The 19194-nt window shown below is 55.6% G+C and carries 16 protein-coding genes; 3 read left to right on the forward strand and 13 right to left on the reverse strand.

The window, feature by feature from the left end:
• Nucleotides 1-67: 67 nt before the first annotated feature.
• The gene (gene guaB, locus BH714_RS12825) at nucleotides 68-1534 is read right to left on the reverse strand and encodes an IMP dehydrogenase (RefSeq protein ID WP_020883040.1); all 1467 of its coding nucleotides are present in this window, start codon (nucleotides 1532-1534) and stop codon (nucleotides 68-70) included.
• Nucleotides 1535-1696: 162 nt separating this feature from the next.
• Between guaB and xseA the strand changes: the two genes are divergently transcribed.
• The 3 genes from xseA to BH714_RS12840 all read left to right on the forward strand — a co-directional run bounded on the left by xseA (nucleotide 1697) and on the right by BH714_RS12840 (nucleotide 4513).
• A complete protein-coding gene (gene xseA / locus BH714_RS12830) occupies nucleotides 1697-3070 on the forward strand; it encodes an exodeoxyribonuclease VII large subunit (protein WP_040018144.1) in 1374 nt (457 codons plus the stop codon).
• 72 nt (nucleotides 3071-3142) lie between these two features.
• Nucleotides 3143-4162: a M4 family metallopeptidase gene (locus BH714_RS12835; protein WP_014171157.1), complete on the forward strand. Its 1020-nt coding sequence runs from the start codon at nucleotides 3143-3145 to the stop codon at nucleotides 4160-4162.
• On the forward strand, nucleotides 4163-4513 hold the full coding sequence (locus tag BH714_RS12840) for a protealysin inhibitor emfourin (protein ID WP_032678683.1): 351 nt from the start codon (nucleotides 4163-4165) through the stop codon (nucleotides 4511-4513).
• On the opposite strand, the gene BH714_RS12845 is transcribed toward BH714_RS12840, so the two are convergent.
• From BH714_RS12845 to pbpC, 12 genes are all read right to left on the reverse strand, one after another.
• Nucleotides 4510-4731, reverse strand: coding sequence for a zinc ribbon domain-containing protein (locus tag BH714_RS12845; protein WP_025203470.1), 222 nt, complete (start codon nucleotides 4729-4731; stop codon nucleotides 4510-4512). The genes BH714_RS12840 and BH714_RS12845 overlap by 4 nt on opposite strands.
• Before the next feature lie 52 nt (nucleotides 4732-4783).
• Nucleotides 4784-5818: a Gfo/Idh/MocA family oxidoreductase gene (locus BH714_RS12850; RefSeq protein ID WP_040018145.1), complete on the reverse strand. Its 1035-nt coding sequence runs from the start codon at nucleotides 5816-5818 to the stop codon at nucleotides 4784-4786.
• 65 nt (nucleotides 5819-5883) lie between these two features.
• Nucleotides 5884-7425, reverse strand: coding sequence for a peptide MFS transporter (locus tag BH714_RS12855; protein WP_040018146.1), 1542 nt, complete (start codon nucleotides 7423-7425; stop codon nucleotides 5884-5886).
• Between the two features lie 300 nt (nucleotides 7426-7725).
• Nucleotides 7726-9198 (reverse strand): ribosome biogenesis GTPase Der, encoded by a 1473-nt coding sequence (gene der, locus BH714_RS12860; RefSeq protein WP_020883033.1) that lies wholly within the window; start codon nucleotides 9196-9198, stop codon nucleotides 7726-7728.
• 112 nt (nucleotides 9199-9310) lie between these two features.
• Nucleotides 9311-10489 carry an outer membrane protein assembly factor BamB gene (bamB, locus tag BH714_RS12865; RefSeq protein ID WP_040018147.1) on the reverse strand — a complete coding sequence of 393 codons (1179 nt, stop codon included), beginning with the start codon at nucleotides 10487-10489 and terminating at the stop codon, nucleotides 9311-9313.
• 10 nt (nucleotides 10490-10499) lie between these two features.
• Complete coding sequence (locus BH714_RS12870; protein ID WP_020883032.1) at nucleotides 10500-11120, reverse strand: YfgM family protein; 621 nt, start codon at nucleotides 11118-11120, stop codon at nucleotides 10500-10502.
• A 13-nt stretch (nucleotides 11121-11133) separates the two neighbouring features.
• Nucleotides 11134-12408, reverse strand: coding sequence for a histidine--tRNA ligase (hisS, locus tag BH714_RS12875; protein ID WP_040018148.1), 1275 nt, complete (start codon nucleotides 12406-12408; stop codon nucleotides 11134-11136).
• Between the two features lie 81 nt (nucleotides 12409-12489).
• A complete protein-coding gene (ispG, locus tag BH714_RS12880) occupies nucleotides 12490-13608 on the reverse strand; it encodes a flavodoxin-dependent (E)-4-hydroxy-3-methylbut-2-enyl-diphosphate synthase (RefSeq protein WP_014171166.1) in 1119 nt (372 codons plus the stop codon).
• 26 nt (nucleotides 13609-13634) lie between these two features.
• A complete protein-coding gene (gene rodZ, locus BH714_RS12885) occupies nucleotides 13635-14651 on the reverse strand; it encodes a cytoskeleton protein RodZ (protein ID WP_014171167.1) in 1017 nt (338 codons plus the stop codon).
• Between the two features lie 293 nt (nucleotides 14652-14944).
• Entirely contained in the window at nucleotides 14945-16111 is a 1167-nt protein-coding gene (rlmN, locus tag BH714_RS12890) for a dual-specificity RNA methyltransferase RlmN (protein ID WP_014171168.1), read from the reverse strand.
• A 169-nt stretch (nucleotides 16112-16280) separates the two neighbouring features.
• The gene (ndk, locus tag BH714_RS12895; protein WP_003860625.1) at nucleotides 16281-16712 is read right to left on the reverse strand and encodes a nucleoside-diphosphate kinase; all 432 of its coding nucleotides are present in this window, start codon (nucleotides 16710-16712) and stop codon (nucleotides 16281-16283) included.
• Nucleotides 16713-16868: 156 nt separating this feature from the next.
• Nucleotides 16869-19193, reverse strand: coding sequence for a peptidoglycan glycosyltransferase PbpC (gene pbpC / locus BH714_RS12900; protein ID WP_040018149.1), 2325 nt, complete (start codon nucleotides 19191-19193; stop codon nucleotides 16869-16871).
• Nucleotide 19194: the final 1 nt, after the last annotated feature.

Raw genomic sequence — 19194 nt, forward strand, 5'->3', positions numbered from 1 at the left:
TGACGCTAATTCCGAGGCAAGTGAAACAAATACAGAGCGCCCGGCATGAGCCGGGCACGGAAATTTATCAGGAGCCCAGACGGTAGTTCGGGGACTCTTTGGTGATCGTCACGTCGTGAACGTGGCTCTCCTGGATACCCGCACCGCTGATGCGTACGAATTCCGCTTTAGTACGCAGCAGGTCGATGGTACCACAGCCGGTCAGACCCATACAGGAGCGCAGGCCGCCCATCTGCTGGTGAATGATCTCTTTCAGGCGGCCTTTATAGGCAACGCGGCCTTCGATACCTTCCGGCACCAGTTTGTCAGCGGCGTTATCGCTCTGGAAGTAACGGTCGGAAGAGCCTTTGGACATCGCGCCCAGGGAGCCCATACCACGGTATGATTTGTAAGAACGGCCCTGGTAGAGTTCGATTTCGCCCGGGGATTCTTCAGTACCGGCCAGCATGGAGCCAACCATGACGGCTGCAGCACCTGCAGCGATCGCTTTCGCGATGTCGCCAGAGAAGCGGATACCGCCGTCAGCGATAACCGGAATACCGGTACCTTCCAGCGCTTCAACCGCGTCGGATACCGCGGTGATCTGCGGAACGCCTACGCCAGTCACGATACGGGTGGTACAAATAGAGCCAGGACCGATACCGACTTTCACCGCGCTGCAGCCTGCTTCAGCCAGTGCGCGAGCGCCTGCGCCCGTTGCAACGTTACCGCCGATGATCTGCAGGTCTGGGTATTTCGCACGGGTTTCACGAATACGTTGCAGAACGCCTTCGGAGTGGCCGTGAGAGGAGTCAATCAGCAGTACGTCAACGCCCGCAGCCACCAGCGCGTCAACACGCTCTTCGTTACCTGCACCTGCACCAACGGCAGCACCTACGCGCAGACGGCCATGCTCGTCTTTACAGGCGTTAGGCTTACGTTCTGCTTTCTGGAAATCTTTAACGGTGATCATGCCCAGCAGGTGGAAGTTCGCGTCCACAACCAGTGCTTTCTCAACGCGCTTCTCGTGCATTTTAGCCAGCACGACGTCACGGGTTTCGCCTTCACGGACGGTTACCAGACGCTCTTTCGGGGTCATGTATACGCTGACAGGCTGGTTCAGGTCAGTCACGAAACGCACGTCACGGCCGGTGATGATGCCCACCAGTTCGTTATCTTCGGTGACAACCGGGTAACCGGCGAAACCGTTACGTTCGGTCAGGGCTTTCACTTCGTGCAGGGTGGTGGTTGGCAGAACGGTCTGTGGGTCAGACACGATGCCGGATTCATGTTTCTTCACGCGGCGAACTTCTTCAGCCTGACGCTCGATAGACATGTTTTTATGAATAAAGCCGATGCCACCTTCCTGTGCCAGGGCGATAGCCAGGCGCGCTTCAGTCACGGTGTCCATTGCCGCAGAGAGCATAGGAATGTTCAGGCGAATCGTTTTCGTCAACTGCGTGCTGAGATCGGCAGTATTCGGCAGAACGGTGGAATGAGCGGGAACGAGGAGGACGTCGTCAAACGTCAGTGCTTCTTTAGCGATACGTAGCATGGGCAATATCTCTGACCTGGTGGGTGGTTAAATATTGCCGTGGCATTATACAGAGCGTAACCGATTGCATCCACACTTTTTTATAAAAAAACCTTGCACTCCCCTCTCAGCAGGTTACTATCGACTGAATAACTTGCTGATTTAGAATTTGATCCCGCTCACATGTTATCCACTCAATCCCCCTCAATTTTTACTGTCAGCCGCCTTAATCAGACGGTTCGTTTGCTGCTTGAGCAGGAAATGGGGCAGGTCTGGATCAGCGGTGAAATCTCTAACTTCACGCAGCCTTCATCTGGTCACTGGTACTTCACGTTAAAAGACGACACCGCTCAGGTGCGCTGTGCAATGTTCCGCAACAGCAACCGCCGCGTGACGTTTCGCCCTCAGCATGGTCAGCAGGTTCTGGTTCGTGCCAATATCACCCTGTATGAGCCGCGCGGCGATTACCAAATCATCGTCGAAAGTATGCAGCCTGCGGGCGAAGGTGTGTTGCAGCAGAAGTACGAGCAGCTAAAAGACAAACTCTCGCAAGAGGGTCTGTTCGATCAGCAGTTCAAAAAACCGCTCCCTTCACCTGCCCACTGCGTTGGGGTGATTACGTCAAAAACCGGGGCGGCACTGCACGACATACTTCATGTCCTCAAACGCCGCGACCCGTCCCTGCCCGTTATCATCTACCCGACCGCTGTTCAGGGTGATGACGCACCGGGTCAGATTGTCCGCGCCATTGAACTTGCAAACGCACGTCAGGAATGCGACGTGCTGATTGTCGGGCGTGGCGGCGGTTCGCTGGAAGACCTGTGGAGCTTTAACGACGAACGCGTGGCACGGGCCATTTTCGCAAGCCAGATCCCGGTCGTCAGCGCCGTCGGCCACGAAACGGACGTGACGATAGCTGATTTTGTGGCGGATTTACGCGCGCCAACGCCCTCCGCAGCCGCGGAAGTGGTGAGCCGCAATCAGCTGGAGCTGCTGCGTCAGCTGCAGAATGGTCGGCAACGTCTGGAAATGGCGATGGACTATTTCCTGGCCAACCGGTCGCGCCGGTTTACCCAGCTTCATCATCGCCTGCAACAGCAGCACCCGCAATTGCGGCTGGCCCGTCAGCAAACCGTGCTGGAGCGTCTGCGTCAGCGAATGAACGTCGCACTGGATATTCAGCTCAAGCGCGCGGTCTCGCGCCAGCAGCGTATTACTCAGCGCCTGAACCAGCAGAACCCACAGCCAAAGATTTATCGCGCGCAAACGCGTATCCAACAGCTTGAGTATCGACTGGCAGACACTATCCGCGCACGTCTTAGCACCACACGTGAACGCTTTGGCAACGCCGTGACCCACCTCGAGGCGGTCAGCCCGCTCTCGACGCTGGCACGAGGCTATAGCGTAACGACCGCCACCGACGGTAAAGTGCTGAAGCAAACGAAGCAGGTGAAAGCCGGAGATGTTCTCACCACCCGTCTGTCAGACGGCTGGGTGGAGAGCGAAGTGAAAGAGATTAAACCGGTGAAAAAAACGCGCCAGCGAAAAACCGGATAATTCTTCGTCGGTTACAAACTATACTGCTGCTATTCCCTTTTATCTGGCCTTGCCCGAACTAAGGAGAGCAGCATGTCTTATCTTCACAGCGTCATTCCCCCCTATATTCTTCGTCGCATTATCGAAAGTGGCTCTGAGCCGCAGCAGCGCTGCGCCCGTCAGACATTAACGCATGTGCAAACGCTCATGGCGCATATGCCGGGCAAACCCGCCGCGCCGCACGTCAATAAAGCCGGTCAACTGGAGCGTGATATTTACGATGCCAGACAGACGCAGGAGCTGCCGGGTACCCAGGTGCGTTATGAGGGCCAGCCGTCAAATGGCGATGTGGCCGTTGATGAAGCCTACAATTATTTGGGGGTCACCCATGATTTCTTCTGGAAAATGTATCAGCGCGATTCGCTTGATAATAAAGGCCTGATCCTGACCGGTACCGTGCACTATGGCCGGGAATATCAGAACGCCTTCTGGAATGGTCAGCAGATGGTCTTTGGTGATGGCGACGGCGAAATATTTAACCGCTTTACTATTGCCATTGACGTCGTGGCCCACGAGCTAAGCCACGGTGTCACCGAGACCGAAGCCGGGCTTATCTATTTTGAGCAGTCTGGCGCGCTAAATGAATCATTGTCAGATGTATTTGGCTCGCTGGTCAAACAGTACCACCTCAAACAGACCGCCGATGAAGCCGACTGGCTGATTGGTGAGGGGCTGCTGGCAGACGGTATTAACGGCAAAGGGCTGCGCTCCATGTCAGCGCCCGGCACCGCCTATGACGATCCTCTGCTCGGTAAAGACCCGCAGCCTGGGCACATGAAAGACTTTATCAAAACGCGCGAAGACAACGGCGGCGTACACCTGAATTCAGGTATTCCCAACCGGGCGTTTTATCTGGCCGCGAAGGCGATTGGGGGTCATGCCTGGGAAAAAGCGGGATATGCCTGGTACGACACAGTTTGCGACCGTCACCTGGCGCAAGATGCCGATTTTGAGGCCTTCGCAAAACTGACGGTTGCCCACGGCGAGAAACGGTCCGGTGGCGACGTGGCGGCTGCGATAAAACAAGCCTGGGAACAGGTGGGAGTGCTGTAAATGCAGGTTCCGGAACTCACAGATGACGCCGTCGTTGAGCTGGCCCGGGAAGGCGGCGTCGCTTTTATTCCTAAGCTAAGCGGCCAACGCACCATTACGCTTTCGTCACTCAACGAGGCCCAGCGTCAGCGCGTGGTAAACATCCTGGAGCAGGCATTTCCACGCGGCCAGCCGCCGGGTGAACCCACCTCGCCAGGGAGTGGCGATCAGCGTTATTTTCGCATCCAGATAATCTGGACTCAGCACAATCAGGCCCAGTACACCGATATGATTGTGCTGGTGCCTGAGCAGGAAGCCCCTGAGTCGCTGGTCGAGCTGTGGCAGAAAGGCGAAGGCTGCGTGTGTGATTAAGCCTCAGCCGGGACAAACTCCACGCGCTTTTTCGAAATCAGGCCGTGGCCGTTCTGGCAGAAATAATCCACCGCACCGCAGGCTTTTAAGACCTGGAGTGGCTGATGACACTCCGGGCAGCGGGCTTCGAGCGCGATATCCTTATCGCAGTGCTCACAGTGGGCGACGCCATTTTGCACTTCAAGCTCTGCGTGGCAATCCGGGCAGGTAATCGACATGATGACTCCTTTGCTGGGCATTCTGTAATACGTTGATATTAACACGCAGCACTCAGTGCGGGCCACGCAGCTGTTGCTGTAAGGTCAGCAGCAGTTCTACTTCCGCCATTCGACGGCGTGTCGTCCGGCTCACTTCTTCCGGGTCACATTCGAACAGACTTTTCTGCCCCAGAATGCGCTCTGCCAGGCAGTGCGTATAAATCGTGCCTGGAATATGCCAGCGCTGAACCCGATCGCCGTCCGTCAGCACGAGCACATCTTCTGCTCCGTGACGATCGTGGCTTATGACGCGCCCGTCATGCAGATACAGCCGTAACCCTTTTTGCCCGCCTGACGGTCCCGCATATTTGTTGAGCCAAATCTCCACCGGAATGCCACTAAGCTGCCCGCGAAGATGAGCGCTGCCCTCTGCCGTGGTGAGATCGCCCTGTTTGATCTCACGCCCAAGCCGGTCAGTAGCGGCCACCACCTGCAGCGTCATATCATCCCCGCCCCCCAGATAACGCACCGTTTCACGCAGCATCGCCAGCACATGCGTGCCGATGTCCAGGATAACGCCGTCAGGATGGCGAAGCGTGCGGGTGTCCACTTCACCCGTCGCGAAGTTAAGCGCGACAGGTTCTCCTTTTGCGTTAAACCCGCTCGGTTCCTGCAAAAAACCGTCAATTCTGGCGATATCAGCAAAAGTCCCGATCAGCCCAAGCTGAACCGTTGCGAGGCGCGCCATCCAGTGGTCAAGTGCGAGCACACGGGACGCCGCACCGGGCAACGCCAGCAGTCTGTTCAGTTTTTCGAGCTGCGAGAGCGTGGCGACGATGGGTTTTTCAACCACGATCCGCGCCACAGGAGACGCCAGGGCGTACTCCAGCACCTCAAGATGCTGCAGAGAAACCGTGGTAATAAACAGGGTATCAAGAGGATGCGAGAGAAGTTCGGTGAGAGAGGCGCAGCGCGTTACGCCTTCAGGGTGCCTGCCAGGCTGAACATCAAAACCCAGGCAGTGCAGTGAATCGCCATACAGATTGTGTAGTGCGGGTAAATAAGCGGTTTCCACCACCGCGCCAAGCCCAACAAACCCTAACAGCATCTTCTACCTCGTCGAGTAAATTACCGGGGCAAACGCCTGCCCCGGTATCGACGAGCGAGGCGTTATCAGGCGTTAGCGGCCGGTTTAGTCTGCGCATTTTCCAGCATGCGACGTACCGGAACAATGAGGACGATCAGCACCGCGGCACAAATCAGCAGCGCGATGGAGCAACGTGCGAAGAGATCCGGCAGCATATCTAGCTGGTCGGCCTTCACGTGACCGCCAATCAGACCTGCCGCCAGGTTGCCCAGCGCACTTGCGCAGAACCACAGGCCCATCATCTGCCCACGCATTCTTTCCGGTGCCAGCAGCGTCATGGTCGCCAGACCAATCGGGCTCAGGCACAGTTCCCCCAGCGTCAGCATCAAAATGCTCCCCACCAGCCAGAATGGCGACACGCCCGCGCCACCGTTATTCAGTACGTTCTGCGCAGCCAGCATCATCAGACCAAAGCCTGCGGCGGCACACAAAATACCAATAACAAACTTGGTGATACTGCTCGGACGAATGTTCATGCTGGCAAGTTTCGGCCAGGCCCAGCTGAATACCGGTGCCAGCAGGATGATGAACAGGGCGTTAATCGACTGGAACCATACCGCCGGGATTTCGAAACCACCGATCATGCGGTTAGTGTAGTCGTTGGCAAAGAGGTTGAATGACGTTGGCTTCTGCTCGAAGGCGGACCAGAAGAACGCAGCGGAGACCAGCAGAATAAAACAGACCAGAAGTCTGGCACGCTCTTTACGATTCAGGCCCGCAAAAAGGAACAGGTAGATAAAGTAGAGGGCAACGGACGCCGCAATCACGTAAACCAGCACGCTGGCTACCGCAACCGGGTTAATCACAATCACACCCTGCGCGATCAGCGTAACGATAACCGCCACACCCACAGCCAGCGCCAGCAACCATGCGCCTACGCCGTTTCTTTTCACCACCGGGCTGTTCCAGGTCGAGTCCAGCCCCACTTCGCTGTCATAGCGTTTCATTGCCGGAACGGCAAACACGCGGAAGATGATCAGGGCAACCAGCATCCCGATGCCACCAATGCCGAAGCCCCAGTGCCAGCCGTGAGATTTAATCAGCCAGCCGGAAATCAGCGGCGCGATAAACGAGCCCATGTTGATGCCCATGTAGAACAGCGAGAAACCGCCGTCACGACGCGCATCGCCTTTTTTGTACAGCGTCCCCACCATGACCGAGATACAGGTCTTAAACAGACCAGAACCGAGCACGATGAACATCAGGCCGATAAAGAACAGGTTATCGCCCATGATGGCCGAGAGCGCAATCGACAGGTGGCCGAGCGCAATCAGGATGGATCCGTACCAGACGGCTTTCTGCTGGCCGAGCCAGTTATCCGCCAGCCAGCCACCCGGCAGTGCGGCCAGGTACATGGTGCCGGCAAAGATGCCCACAATTGCCGACGCGTTTTCACGTGCCAGCCCCATCCCGCCGTCATACACGGTGGCGGCCATAAACAGGATCAGTAATGGGCGAATGCCGTAAAACGAGAAACGTTCCCACATCTCGGTAAAGAACAGCGAACCGAGCGGATAAGGGTGGCCGAAGAACGTTCGGCTTTCTTTTTGATTAACAGAGGATTGCATAATTCTCCCAGGAAGGTATGTGTCGTGCTTGTAAACACCAGCATGTACGCCGGCCAGTTACGTATCTGACCGATTTTTTACATGCGGCGAAAAGTTAGTTAACCATTTGATAACCAGTCGCTAGTTTTGTCTAGTACCGGACCCTGGACTTTAAGATGAAAATTCGATGATTGTCTACTTTCTTAGATTTAAACTTGGTTAAAAGTGAATAGTGATTGACATCACACAGAGAGGACTGGCGGTATGAGCGGGCGAAAAAAAGCCCGCGATCAACGCGGGCTTCAGAAAGAACGGCAAAGCTTATTTGCTTTTCTTAATGTGTTTAATTAAACGCTTACGCTTACGCATCTGGTTTGGCGTCAGGGTATTGCGCTTGTTGGCGAACGGGTTCTCCCCTTCCTTGAACTGGATACGGATTGGCGTGCCCATTACGTCCAGTGATTTACGGAAGTAGTTCATCAGATAGCGCTTGTAGGAATCCGGCAGGTCTTTAACCTGGTTGCCGTGAATCACCACGATTGGTGGGTTATAACCCCCGGCGTGAGCATATTTCAGCTTCACGCGACGACCACGCACCAGCGGCGGCTGATGGTCTTCTGCTGCCATGTTCATGATACGGGTCAGCATGGCGGTGCTCTGACGACGGGTGGAGCTGTCGTACGCTTCACGCACGGACTCAAACAGATTACCTACACCGCTGCCGTGTAACGCAGAGATAAAGTGCACGCGAGCAAAGTCGATAAAGCCCAGACGGAAGTCGAGCGTCTCTTTCACCTGCTCTCTCACCTCATTACTCAGGCCATCCCATTTGTTGACCACGATAACGAGTGAGCGCCCACTATTCAGAATGAAGCCGAGCAGAGAAAGGTCCTGATCGGAGATACCTTCGCGTGCATCGATGACCAGCATGACCACGTTGGCATCTTCAATCGCCTGCAGGGTTTTGATAACGGAGAATTTTTCCACCACATCGGTGATTTTCCCTCGCTTACGTACGCCTGCGGTATCAATGAGCACATACTCACGCTCATCGCGCTGCATCGGGATATAAATACTGTCGCGGGTGGTGCCCGGCATGTCGTAAACGACCACACGCTCTTCGCCGAGGATACGGTTAGTAAGTGTAGACTTACCTACGTTTGGACGGCCCACGATAGCCAGTTTGATCGGCAGATCCTGCGGGTTGAAGTCGTCTTCAGGCTCTTCCTCGCCCGCTTCGCCGTCTTCGAACTGCGCCCAATATTCGGCGTCTTCATCGATCTCTTCCGGCGGGTTAACTTCATCAACCCACGGCAGCAGAACGGTTTCCAGCAGGCTGGTCACGCCACGGCCATGAGATGCCGCAATCGGGTAGATTTCGCCCAGACCTAAGGACCAGAAATCCGCAACCGCCTGGTCTGCATCAATACCGTCAGTTTTGTTCGCCACCAGGAAAGTGGGTTTTTCACGCGAGCGCAGATGTTTCGCAATAGCGGAGTCCGCCGGCATCAGGCCTGCGCGAGCGTCCACCATAAACAGAACCACGTCAGCTTCTTCAATCGCCAGCAGCGACTGTTCCGCCATGCGGGTTTCAACACCATCTTCTGTCCCGTCAATACCACCGGTATCAATACAGATGAACTCGCGTCCTTCTACTTCTGCACGACCGTACTTACGGTCACGCGTCAGCCCCGGGAAATCCGCAACCAGCGCATCACGGGTGCGTGTTAAACGGTTAAAAAGAGTGGATTTTCCAACGTTAGGGCGCCCGACAAGCGCGACCACAGGTACCATGTTTGAAGCCTCATAAAATTCAAATAAACGTCGCATTTGCGGCGTTTTTAAAAATGTCAAAACGGCTCCTGAGTGAACAGGAGCCGTTTAGTATACTACAACCGCTGGGTAATTAACGCGTGATCGCGTACAGCGTGCCGTCTTTTGCCTGAATCAGCAGTTTGCCGTCAGCCACGACCGGTTCCGTCAGGAAACCTGAGCTGTCGACTTTTTGCTGAGCAACAAAACGACCGTTGTCCGGGTCAATCCAGTGCATATACCCTTCGCTATCACCCACCACCAGGCTACCGTTATACAGTGCTGGTGCGGTCAGCAGACGGTGCAGCAGATCGCTTTGCGTCCACAGCGTAACACCACCTTCGGTGCTGAGCGCCAGCAGACGGTCGTTCTGATCGACCATATAGATACGGTTGCCATCAACCACGAAATCATTTACCGAACCCAGTTCACGTTTCCACATGACCTGGCCGCTGCGCAGATCCAGCGCGGTCAGGTTACCGTTATAGGCCAGTGCGTAAACCACACCGTCAACGATAACCGGGGTCGTGTCGACATCGCTCAGACGATCGATTTCCGTTGAGCCTGTCGCCTGAGAAATACGCTGCTGCCAGATCATCTGGCCTTGCTGCATCAGTACCGCGCTTACACGACCGTTGTCACCGCCAACAATGGCGGCACCAAAGGCGGTAGCCGGCGCAGATTCACCGCGCAGGGACAAGGAAGGCATATCCAGGTTCACGGTCCATTTCACCAGACCATCGGCTTCGTTCAGCGCCTGCAGCTGGCCGTTGCTGGTGTGGATCAGTACCATGCCGTCGCTCACGACCGGACGAGATAGAGACTCACCGGCCACGGAGGTTTGCCATGCAACAGAACCATCGCTGGTGCTGAGAGCATAGACCTGGGCTTTTTCGCTACCCACGTACACATGCCCACCGGCAACGGTCAGACCGCCAGAAAGCAGTGCCGGTTTACGAGAGAACCAGCCGTCTTTTTCCGCCAGGTTAACCGACCACACTTCTTTCCCGTCATCGGCATTAACCGCCTTCACGGTACCTTTGCGGTCAGCCGCATAGATAACGCTGTCGGCAAAAGCCGGGTGCAGGTTGGAATAAAAATCACCAATACCATCGCCCACGGAGGTGCTCCACGCGGTGGACGGGGTAAACTGGTTTTCAACAGTCGGCAGTGGGGACATTTTCACAACGTCTTCTTCGCCACTGAACAGTGAACAGCCACTCAATAACGTAACAGAAAGCAGTCCTGGCAGAAGTAATTTACGCAATTGCATCGGGTCCCTCTCAGACGGACAAATTATTTATTTTCATCTGCATCATTTCGCTCAGCGCAGGTGAAGCTTTGCTCTCTACGCCAGCTTGCCACGCTTTACGCGCGCCCGCTTTGTCACCTTTACTCAGCAGTGCTTCACCGCGCAGATCGGCAACAATGGCAGCAAAACCTTCGCCTTTGATGGTATCGAGCGTTTTCAGCGCATCGTCAGCTTTTTTCTGCTGAACCTGAATACGAGCCAGGCGCAGATTGATTACCGCTTTCAGATTTTCATCACTGGCGGCGGTTAGCCCTTGTGACAGCAGGCTAGCGGCTTTATCCAGTTCGTTCTTATCAACGTACTGCTGCGCCACTTCCAGTGCGGCCAGCGCACCGTAGGTGTTTTTGTTGTCAGCGGCAAATTTCTCTGCCGCCGTCAGCGTTTGCGGCTGATCGGCACGGATTGCGCTAACGGTATTTTCATATGACAGCGACGCGTCACGCGCGGAGTCCGCCTGATGACTGTTCCAGTAACGCCAGCCTACCAGCGCACCGACACCTAAAATAACCCCAACAACCAGCGCCTTGCCGTTTTCGACAAAGAAGCGTTTAATCGCGTCGACCTGATCGTGTTCGTTCTCGTAAATTTCCACGCAGTCCTTCTCCTTAGCCCAATAGAGTGCGCAAGTGCGCCGCAACGCCGTCCTGCGTTACCGTTGTCTGCTCACCAGAGCGCAGGTCTTTCACAACCACTTCGCCGTTAGCCACTTCGGACTCGCCCAGCACCAGTGCAATACTTGCGCCCCATTTATCGGCTCGAGCAAACTGTTTTTTGAAGTTGCCGCCGCCATGGTTGGTCATCAGCTTCACGTCCGGCAGTGCATCACGCACACGTTCCGCAAGCTGCATTGCCGCAGGCTGCGTTTCCGCGCCTGAGGCTACCAGGTATATATCGACAACGGAATCTGCTTTAAATTCCGGATTAACTGCCTGAACCAGCAAAACAAGTCGCTCAAGACCCATGGCGAAGCCAACGCCAGGGGCTGGACGACCACCAAGCTGCTCAACCAGACCGTCATAACGACCGCCGGCACACACGGTGCCCTGGGAACCGAGGCTGGATGTCACCCACTCGAACACGGTGCGGTTGTAGTAGTCCAGACCGCGCACCAGACGCTGGTTCACGGTATAAGCAATGCCCGCGGCTTCCAGCAGTTTGCACAGACCCGCAAAGTGCTCACGTGACGCTTCGTCCAGGTAGTCGCCCAATGCAGGTGCATCGTTCAACAGCGCCTGTACGTCAGGGTTTTTGGAATCCAGCACACGCAGTGGGTTGCTGTACATACGACGTTTGCAGTCTTCGTCCAGCTTCTCTTTGTGCTGCTCCAGGAACGCAACCAGTGCGTCACGGTAGTTCGCGCGTGCTTCCAGAGAACCGATGGAGTTCAGTTCCAGTGAGACATGCTCAGCAATGCCGAGCGCACGCCACCAGCGGGCAGTCAACATAATCAGTTCGGCGTCAATGTCCGGGCCCTGCAGGCCAAAGACTTCCACACCCAGCTGGTTGAACTGGCGATAACGACCTTTCTGTGGACGTTCGTGGCGGAACATCGGGCCGATATACCACAGGCGCTGCTCCTGATTGTACAGGAGACCATGTTCGATGCCGGCGCGTACGCAGCCCGCCGTACCTTCCGGACGCAGTGTCAGGCTGTCGCCGTTGCGGTCCTCAAAGGTGTACATCTCTTTTTCAACCACGTCGGTCACTTCGCCGATCGCGCGTTTGAATAACGGGGTCTGCTCTACAATCGGCAAACGGATTTCGCTGTAACCGTAGCTGCCGAGCACCTGTTTGAGTATGCCTTCAATGCGCTGCCAGATGGCGGTTTCGCCAGGCAGATAATCGTTCATGCCGCGGATGGCTTGAATGTTTTTTGCCACGTTTATTCTCTTTCTATATACAAAAAAGAACCCAAAGAATGGGTTCAATCATACATGGGAAGCGCCACGCTTCCCATCACGTTATTTTTCAACCTGCTGAATGCTGATGCGCTGCGCTTCATCCATCATTGTTGCTTTGGCACGGATGCGGGCTTCAAGCTGGTCGATCATATCACTATTATCCAGACGATCTTTACGCACGCCATCTTCATAGAGACCACTTTTCTTGTTACCGCCGGTGACGCCGAGCGTTGACACCAGGGCTTCACCCGGACCGTTCACCACGCACCCGATGATGGAGACGTCCATCGGGGTGATGATATCTTCCAGACGTTGCTCAAGCGCATTCACCGTGCCAATCACGTCAAATTCCTGACGTGAACAGGTTGGGCAGGCAATGAAGTTGATCCCACGTGCGCGGATACGCAGTGATTTGAGGATATCGAAACCGACTTTGATCTCTTCTACCGGATCGGCCGCCAGCGAAACGCGCAGGGTGTCACCGATCCCTTCCGAGAGCAGTAGCCCCAGACCGATCGCCGATTTAACGGAACCACTACGAAGGCCACCGGCTTCCGTAATCCCGAGGTGCAAAGGCTGATCGATCTGTTTTGCCAGCAGGCGATAAGACTCTACTGCCAGGAACACATCTGAGGCTTTTACGCTGACTTTGAACTGATCGAAGTTCAGACGATCAAGATGATCGACGTGACGCATCGCGGATTCAAGCAGCGCCTGCGGCGTTGGCTCACCGTATTTTTCCTGCAGATCTTTTTCCAGGGAACCGGCGTTGACGCCGATACGGATAGGAATATTTTTATCGCGGGCGCAATCCACCACCATGCGGATACGCTCTTCGTTACCGATGTTGCCCGGGTTAATACGCAGGCAGTCGACGCCATATTCAGCAACTTTCAGCGCAATGCGGTAATCGAAGTGGATATCAGCAACCAGCGGAACGCTGACCTGCTGTTTGATCAGTTTGAACGCCTCAGCGGCATCCATTGTCGGCACGGAGACGCGAACAATGTCCGCGCCTACACGTTCTAACGCTTTGATCTGATTGACCGTCGCTTCCACGTCTGTGGTACGCGTGTTGGTCATCGACTGGACGGCGATAGGAGCCCCATCGCCGATTGGCACATTACCAACGTAAATCCGTTTCGATTTTCTACGTTGAATCGGAGCCTGGTTATGCATGAAAAATCTCCCGCGTTGCCCGTCTGTTACTGTGCTGCTGATTGTTCGGCATTAACGGTAAGACGCGCAACCTGGTTAGTTCTGATAAAGCGGCTCAGGTCGACAGGTTTTCCTTGATACTGGATCTGTACTGCTGCCGGAGCGCCGATTTTAAGTTTATACGGTGCCTGGCCAGTTAGGTTTAACGTGCCATCTTTACGCTGCAGACCACTGAACAGTTTTTTACCTGTTGCATCGGTCACTTCCAGCCAGCAGTCAGCAGAGAAGTTCATCACCAGCGCATTTGGGTCCGCCGCCGGCGCAGCCGTTCCGGCCGGGTTGGTTGGCAGTGACGCAGCACCGTTGTCCGCAGGCTGAGTGGCCGCTGGCGCGTTGGTCGCGGTATCCACGTTTGCCTGAGAAGGGGCAACCACCGCGTTTGGATCCTGAGCCTGAGGCGCAGGGGTATTAGCCGTTGCGGCGGGTGCCTGCCCGGCATCGGTTGCAGGCGCATCGGTCGCGGCAGTCTGCGGCTCGCTGGAGGTGGCAGCACCTTCGGTATTCAGCGGCACGCTCTGAGCGTTGTCATTGCCGGACTGATTGAGCTCGGCGGAGGATTGATCGGCCATGGTGGTGATCTCTTCCTGCTGCGCCTTGTGGTTTTGCCACCACCATGCGCCCGTCAGGCCGATCACCACAAACAGCACCAGCCAGGTAAAGCTCATCAGCCAGCCATCACGTTTTTTACGACGTTTTCCCAGGGAGAAGGTCTGCATCGGCGCAACTTTTGCTGCGCGGACCGGTGCCTGCTTCTCCATCATTGGCAGTAATTCTTCTTCAGGGATATGCACCAGTTTTGCATAAGAGCGGATGTAACCACGCAGAAATGTTGAAGCCAGATCGGCCGGAGCCTTATCTTCTTCAATATCGCGAACCGTGGAAACCTTCAGACATAAGCGTTCTGCAACGGCTTGCTGGCTGAGTCCGAGTTGTTCACGGGCGTTGCGAAGACGAACGCCAGTGGAGAGTGCTTCATGTTGGTCGTGAGTGGCTTCAGTATTCATTCGCTACAACTACTGGTACGTGAAAAAAAAGGGTTCAGGTGCCGGTAAGTCACAATGCCACCCGCACCGCGAAAGTTCTGATCAGTTAACCTTGAACAGACAGTATAAGACTGTCAGCCCGGAGATGACAGCACAGCCCTGCCCGTCAGGATAAACTGTTGTTACGTCGTTACATACTGCCCGAAAGTCGGATGAAACGCACCGTAATTATTGATCAGTCATCACGAATCTGACTGATTATTCAGTAAGATTATGCTTCACGGCGCAAATAATGCGCCGTGAGTGCATAAGAATCAAACAGCTTTGACCGCAATCGTCTCGCCCTGCATGCGTTTACGCAGGGTACGTTTGGTACGGTCAATCACATCACCTGCCAGCTGTCCGCATGCAGCATCGATATCATCACCACGGGTTTTACGCACGATAGTGGTGAAACCATACTCCATCAGCACCTTGGAGAAACGGTCGATACGGCTGTTCGAGCTACGGCCATAAGGCGCGCCCGGGAACGGGTTCCATGGGATCAGGTTGATTTTGCACGGCGTATCTTTCAGCAGTTCAGCCAGCTGATGCGCATGCTCGGTACCGTCGTTTACGTGATCGAGCATGACATACTCGATCGTCACGCGGCCCTGGTTCGCGTTGGATTTCTCCAGGTAGCGACGCACGGCGGCGAGGAAAGTTTCGATATTGTACTTTTTGTTGATGGGTACAATTTCGTCACGGATTTCGTCGTTTGGTGCATGCAGGGAGATCGCCAGCGCAACGTCAATCATGTCGCCCAGCTTGTCCAGTGCAGGCACTACGCCTGACGTCGACAGCGTTACGCGACGCTTGGACAGACCAAAGCCGAAGTCATCCAGCATGATTTCCATCGCCGGAACGACGTTGGTCAGGTTCAGCAGTGGCTCGCCCATGCCCATCATCACTACGTTGGTGATTGGACGGGTCCCGGTCACTTTCGCCGCACCGACGATTTTCGCCGCACGCCACACCTGGCCGATAATTTCAGACACGCGCAGGTTACGGTTGAATCCCTGTTGAGCGGTTGAGCAGAACTTGCACTCCAGCGCACAGCCCACCTGAGAGGAGACGCACAGCGTGGCGCGGTCTTCTTCCGGGATGTAGACGGTTTCAACGCGCTGATCGCCAACGGCAATCGCCCATTTGATGGTGCCATCGGCAGAGCGCTGCTCCTCCACCACTTCTGGTGCACGGATTTCAGCCACTTCTTTGAGCTTATTGCGCAGCACTTTGTTGATGTCAGTCATGTCATCAAAGTTGTCGCTGCAATAGTGGTACATCCATTTCATGACCTGATCGGCACGAAACGGCTTCTCGCCCATCTCTTTAAAGAACTCGCGCATCTGCTGACGGTTCAGATCCAGCAGGTTAATTTTTCCATTTTTATTTGGAACCGCAGGAATGGCGACTTCGGAGGTATTCACTAATTCAGACATAATTTTTTCCGGCCTCGTTGTTACACGTTATGGCCCATGGAGGGTTGAAAAGAAACGCCCCGGAAAGCAGTCTGCTCGTCCGGGGCGTTGCATTGTACAAAGTCTGGCGCAGGGATGCCACGTCTGCACGCGGCATTTACGAAAATAATGTGTAAACGAAACCGTTAAATTAACGGGTACGTGGACACACTTCGCCTTCAGCGAAGAAGAACGCGATTTCACGAGCGGCAGATTCAACAGAATCGGAACCGTGGGTGCCGTTCTCGGTGAAGCTGTCTGCATAGTCAGCGCGCAGGGTACCAGCCAGTGCGTTATCCGGGTTGGTCGCACCCAGCAGGTCACGGTGACGCTGTACTGCGTTTTCGCCTTCCAGTACGGATACAACGATCGGGCCAGAAGTCATGAACTCAACCAGACCGTCGAAGAATGGACGACCTTCGTGCTCAGCGTAGAAACCGCGAGCCTGCTCAACGGTCAGGTGCAGCATTTTGGTGCCAACGATTTTGAACCCTGCTGATTCAAAGCGAGCAAAGATGCTGCCAATAACGTTTTTTGCCACCGCGTTTGGTTTGATGATGGAAAAAGTACGTTCAATAGCCATGATAACCTCTGTAAATGTTCTGTTGTTTTTCATACCTGAGTATGGTGTGGCGCGGATTATAATGAGCAATAGCGCCATTGCCTATGGATTCAGGTAACATTTTTTTAAAATGAGACGAAGATTAGCAACAGCTCATAGCAGAAGAGACGTTTAACGCTACTGCAGCGTGAAATTCACCGTCGCCACCTGCCCCGCTTCATCCATTACCAGCACCTGATAATCGCCTGATTTATCAAGCTGCAAGGTGTAAACCCGGCTCTTCACCGCCAGCGGTTCGCCATTCAAAAACCACCAGCGTTCACCGCTATTGCCGGTTGCCTGTAGCGGTAACGAGACGCGGGATTCCCCCGGCAGACGCTTGATAACCGCGCCTTCACGCACGCCAGTCAACATCAGCGGTGCAGGTGAGTCCTGCGACAAGGGCGGACAGGTAGCCGATGGCGAAGGGATCCGTGCTGAGCGCCGCTCGGCTGCAGGCAGCCAGGGTTCCAGCGGCAGCGGCCAGACATCCAGAACTTTCTCGGTCGCATCCGGGCAGTCTGCCGCCACGCGTTTGCTCTCTTTATCCAGCCAGACCGGGAAGCGGATCCCGCGAATACCTTCCTGTTCCGGTAAGAGCAACGTCGGCGGCTCGCTGCCGTCCAGCAGCCAGGTCGCCAGGCGACGACGGCAATTTTCGCTCCCTTCCGGCAGCGACTGGCCGCCCGGCCAACAGATGACGCCGCGTCCCACACCGTCAGGACGCGGGTCGCGTGGCAGACGCGCCTGATCGAGCGTTGAACCAGACTGCAGTACATTATTCACCTGGTTAAGCAGAGGTACCGCGCTCGCAAACCCAAACTGACCCGCCACAGGCGTGCCGTCCGGTCGTCCGGTCCAGATCCCAATAACGTAACGGGCATTCAGCCCTACCGCCCATGCGTCACGGTAGCCATAGCTGGTTCCCGTTTTCCATGCCAGAGGTACCACCTGCGGCAGCGCATTGTCCGGCAGCGGCTGCGCCTCATTGGCCAGAATACGGCGAATGATCCACGCCGCCCCCTGGGATAACAACGGCCGCTCTGACAAGGGATCGCCTGGCTGTAAGCGCAGCCGGCCCGCTTTACCGTGTCGGGCGAACGCGCTATAGGCCGCAGTGATATCGGCCAACCGCGCCCCTGCCCCGCCCAGGATCAGCGATAAATTCGGCTGTGCGCCAGCAGGTAAAATCAGCGGCAAACCTGCATTACTCAACATCGCAGCAAAACGTTTTGGTCCGTATGCCTCGAGCACCTGCACGGCGGGCAGATTAAGAGAGCGTACCAGCGCTTCACTCATACTCACCGGCCCATGGAATCCACTGTCGAAATTACCCGGGCGATAATCCCCCGTTTTTCTTGGAACATCCTGGAGCAGCGATGCCGGGTGGATCAAACCGTCGTCCAGCGCCATACCGTAGATAAAGGGCTTGAGCACCGATCCCGGCGATCGGATCGCATTCACCATATCCACATGGCTAAACCGGGTGTCATCGTTAATGTCGACCGATCCCACCCAGCCACGCACTTTCATATCCGTGTGATCGACGACGATCATTGCCAGCGAACTGCGTGCTGGCAGGCGGGATTTCCAGTTCATCGCCAGTTCTTCAAGCTGCCGCTGCAGGGACGCATCTAAGGTAGTCACAATTTTAGTATCGCGACTTTTGCTGAGCATCATGCGCGAAAAGAGCGGTGCCAGCTGCGGCATTTGCCGGGGCGCCAGCCATACCGCTTCTTCACGGGACTCCTTAACCTGGCTTGCCGACCAGACGCCCTGCGTCACCATCCGGTCGAGCACTTTGTTGCGTGCCGCTTCTGCACGTTCCGGCCAGCGGTCAGGACGCAACCGGCTTGGCGCCTGCGGCAATACGGCGAGCAGCGCCGCTTCGGAATAGCTGAGCTGCGAAGGTGGTTTGCCGAGGTAGGTCCAGCTTGCCGCACCAATCCCCTGCAGCGTACCGCCAAACGGGGCGCGGTTAAGATAAAGCGTGAGGATGTCGCGCTTAGAGAGGTGCCACTCAAGCTGCATGGCTCGCCAGAGCTGACGAATTTTGCCACCAAAAGTGCGCGGATGCGGATCCAGCAGGCGCGCCACCTGCATAGTGAGCGTGCTGCCGCCTGAGACAACCCTCCCGGAGGTAAGATCCTGCCAGGCGGCGCGCAGCACAGAGAACGGATTCACGCCTGGATGGTCCCAGAACCAGCGATCTTCATACTGGATCAAGGCTTCAAGATAGCGGGGAGAAACCTCTTCGAGAGTGACCGGATAGCGCCAGATCCCTTCGCTGTCGGCAAAACGCCAGAGCGGTGTGCCCTTTTCGTCCACCACCACCCGTGCGGGGTTGACCTCTTTCAGAGGCAACGGCCACAGGCGATCAGCGGCCAGAATCAGCCCCCATAAAACGAGAAGCGCTCCCGCCAGCCACAGCCAGCGGGAGCGTATCAGACGTACAAGCCGCATA

The organism is Enterobacter ludwigii (assembly GCF_001750725.1).
Classification (GTDB): domain Bacteria; phylum Pseudomonadota; class Gammaproteobacteria; order Enterobacterales; family Enterobacteriaceae; genus Enterobacter; species Enterobacter ludwigii.

Coding starts and splice junctions, on each gene's coding strand:
- guaB (WP_020883040.1), bottom strand. CDS start 1,534: ATGCTACGTATCGCTAAAGAAGCACTGACGTTTGACGACGTCCTCCTC.
- xseA (WP_040018144.1), top strand. CDS start 1,697: ATGTTATCCACTCAATCCCCCTCAATTTTTACTGTCAGCCGCCTTAAT.
- BH714_RS12835 (WP_014171157.1), top strand. CDS start 3,143: ATGTCTTATCTTCACAGCGTCATTCCCCCCTATATTCTTCGTCGCATT.
- BH714_RS12840 (WP_032678683.1), top strand. CDS start 4,163: ATGCAGGTTCCGGAACTCACAGATGACGCCGTCGTTGAGCTGGCCCGG.
- BH714_RS12845 (WP_025203470.1), bottom strand. CDS start 4,731: ATGTCGATTACCTGCCCGGATTGCCACGCAGAGCTTGAAGTGCAAAAT.
- BH714_RS12850 (WP_040018145.1), bottom strand. CDS start 5,818: ATGCTGTTAGGGTTTGTTGGGCTTGGCGCGGTGGTGGAAACCGCTTAT.
- BH714_RS12855 (WP_040018146.1), bottom strand. CDS start 7,425: ATGCAATCCTCTGTTAATCAAAAAGAAAGCCGAACGTTCTTCGGCCAC.
- der (WP_020883033.1), bottom strand. CDS start 9,198: ATGGTACCTGTGGTCGCGCTTGTCGGGCGCCCTAACGTTGGAAAATCC.
- bamB (WP_040018147.1), bottom strand. CDS start 10,489: ATGCAATTGCGTAAATTACTTCTGCCAGGACTGCTTTCTGTTACGTTA.
- ispG (WP_014171166.1), bottom strand. CDS start 13,608: ATGCATAACCAGGCTCCGATTCAACGTAGAAAATCGAAACGGATTTAC.
- rodZ (WP_014171167.1), bottom strand. CDS start 14,651: ATGAATACTGAAGCCACTCACGACCAACATGAAGCACTCTCCACTGGC.
- rlmN (WP_014171168.1), bottom strand. CDS start 16,111: ATGTCTGAATTAGTGAATACCTCCGAAGTCGCCATTCCTGCGGTTCCA.
- ndk (WP_003860625.1), bottom strand. CDS start 16,712: ATGGCTATTGAACGTACTTTTTCCATCATCAAACCAAACGCGGTGGCA.
- pbpC (WP_040018149.1), bottom strand. CDS start 19,193: ATGCGGCTTGTACGTCTGATACGCTCCCGCTGGCTGTGGCTGGCGGGA.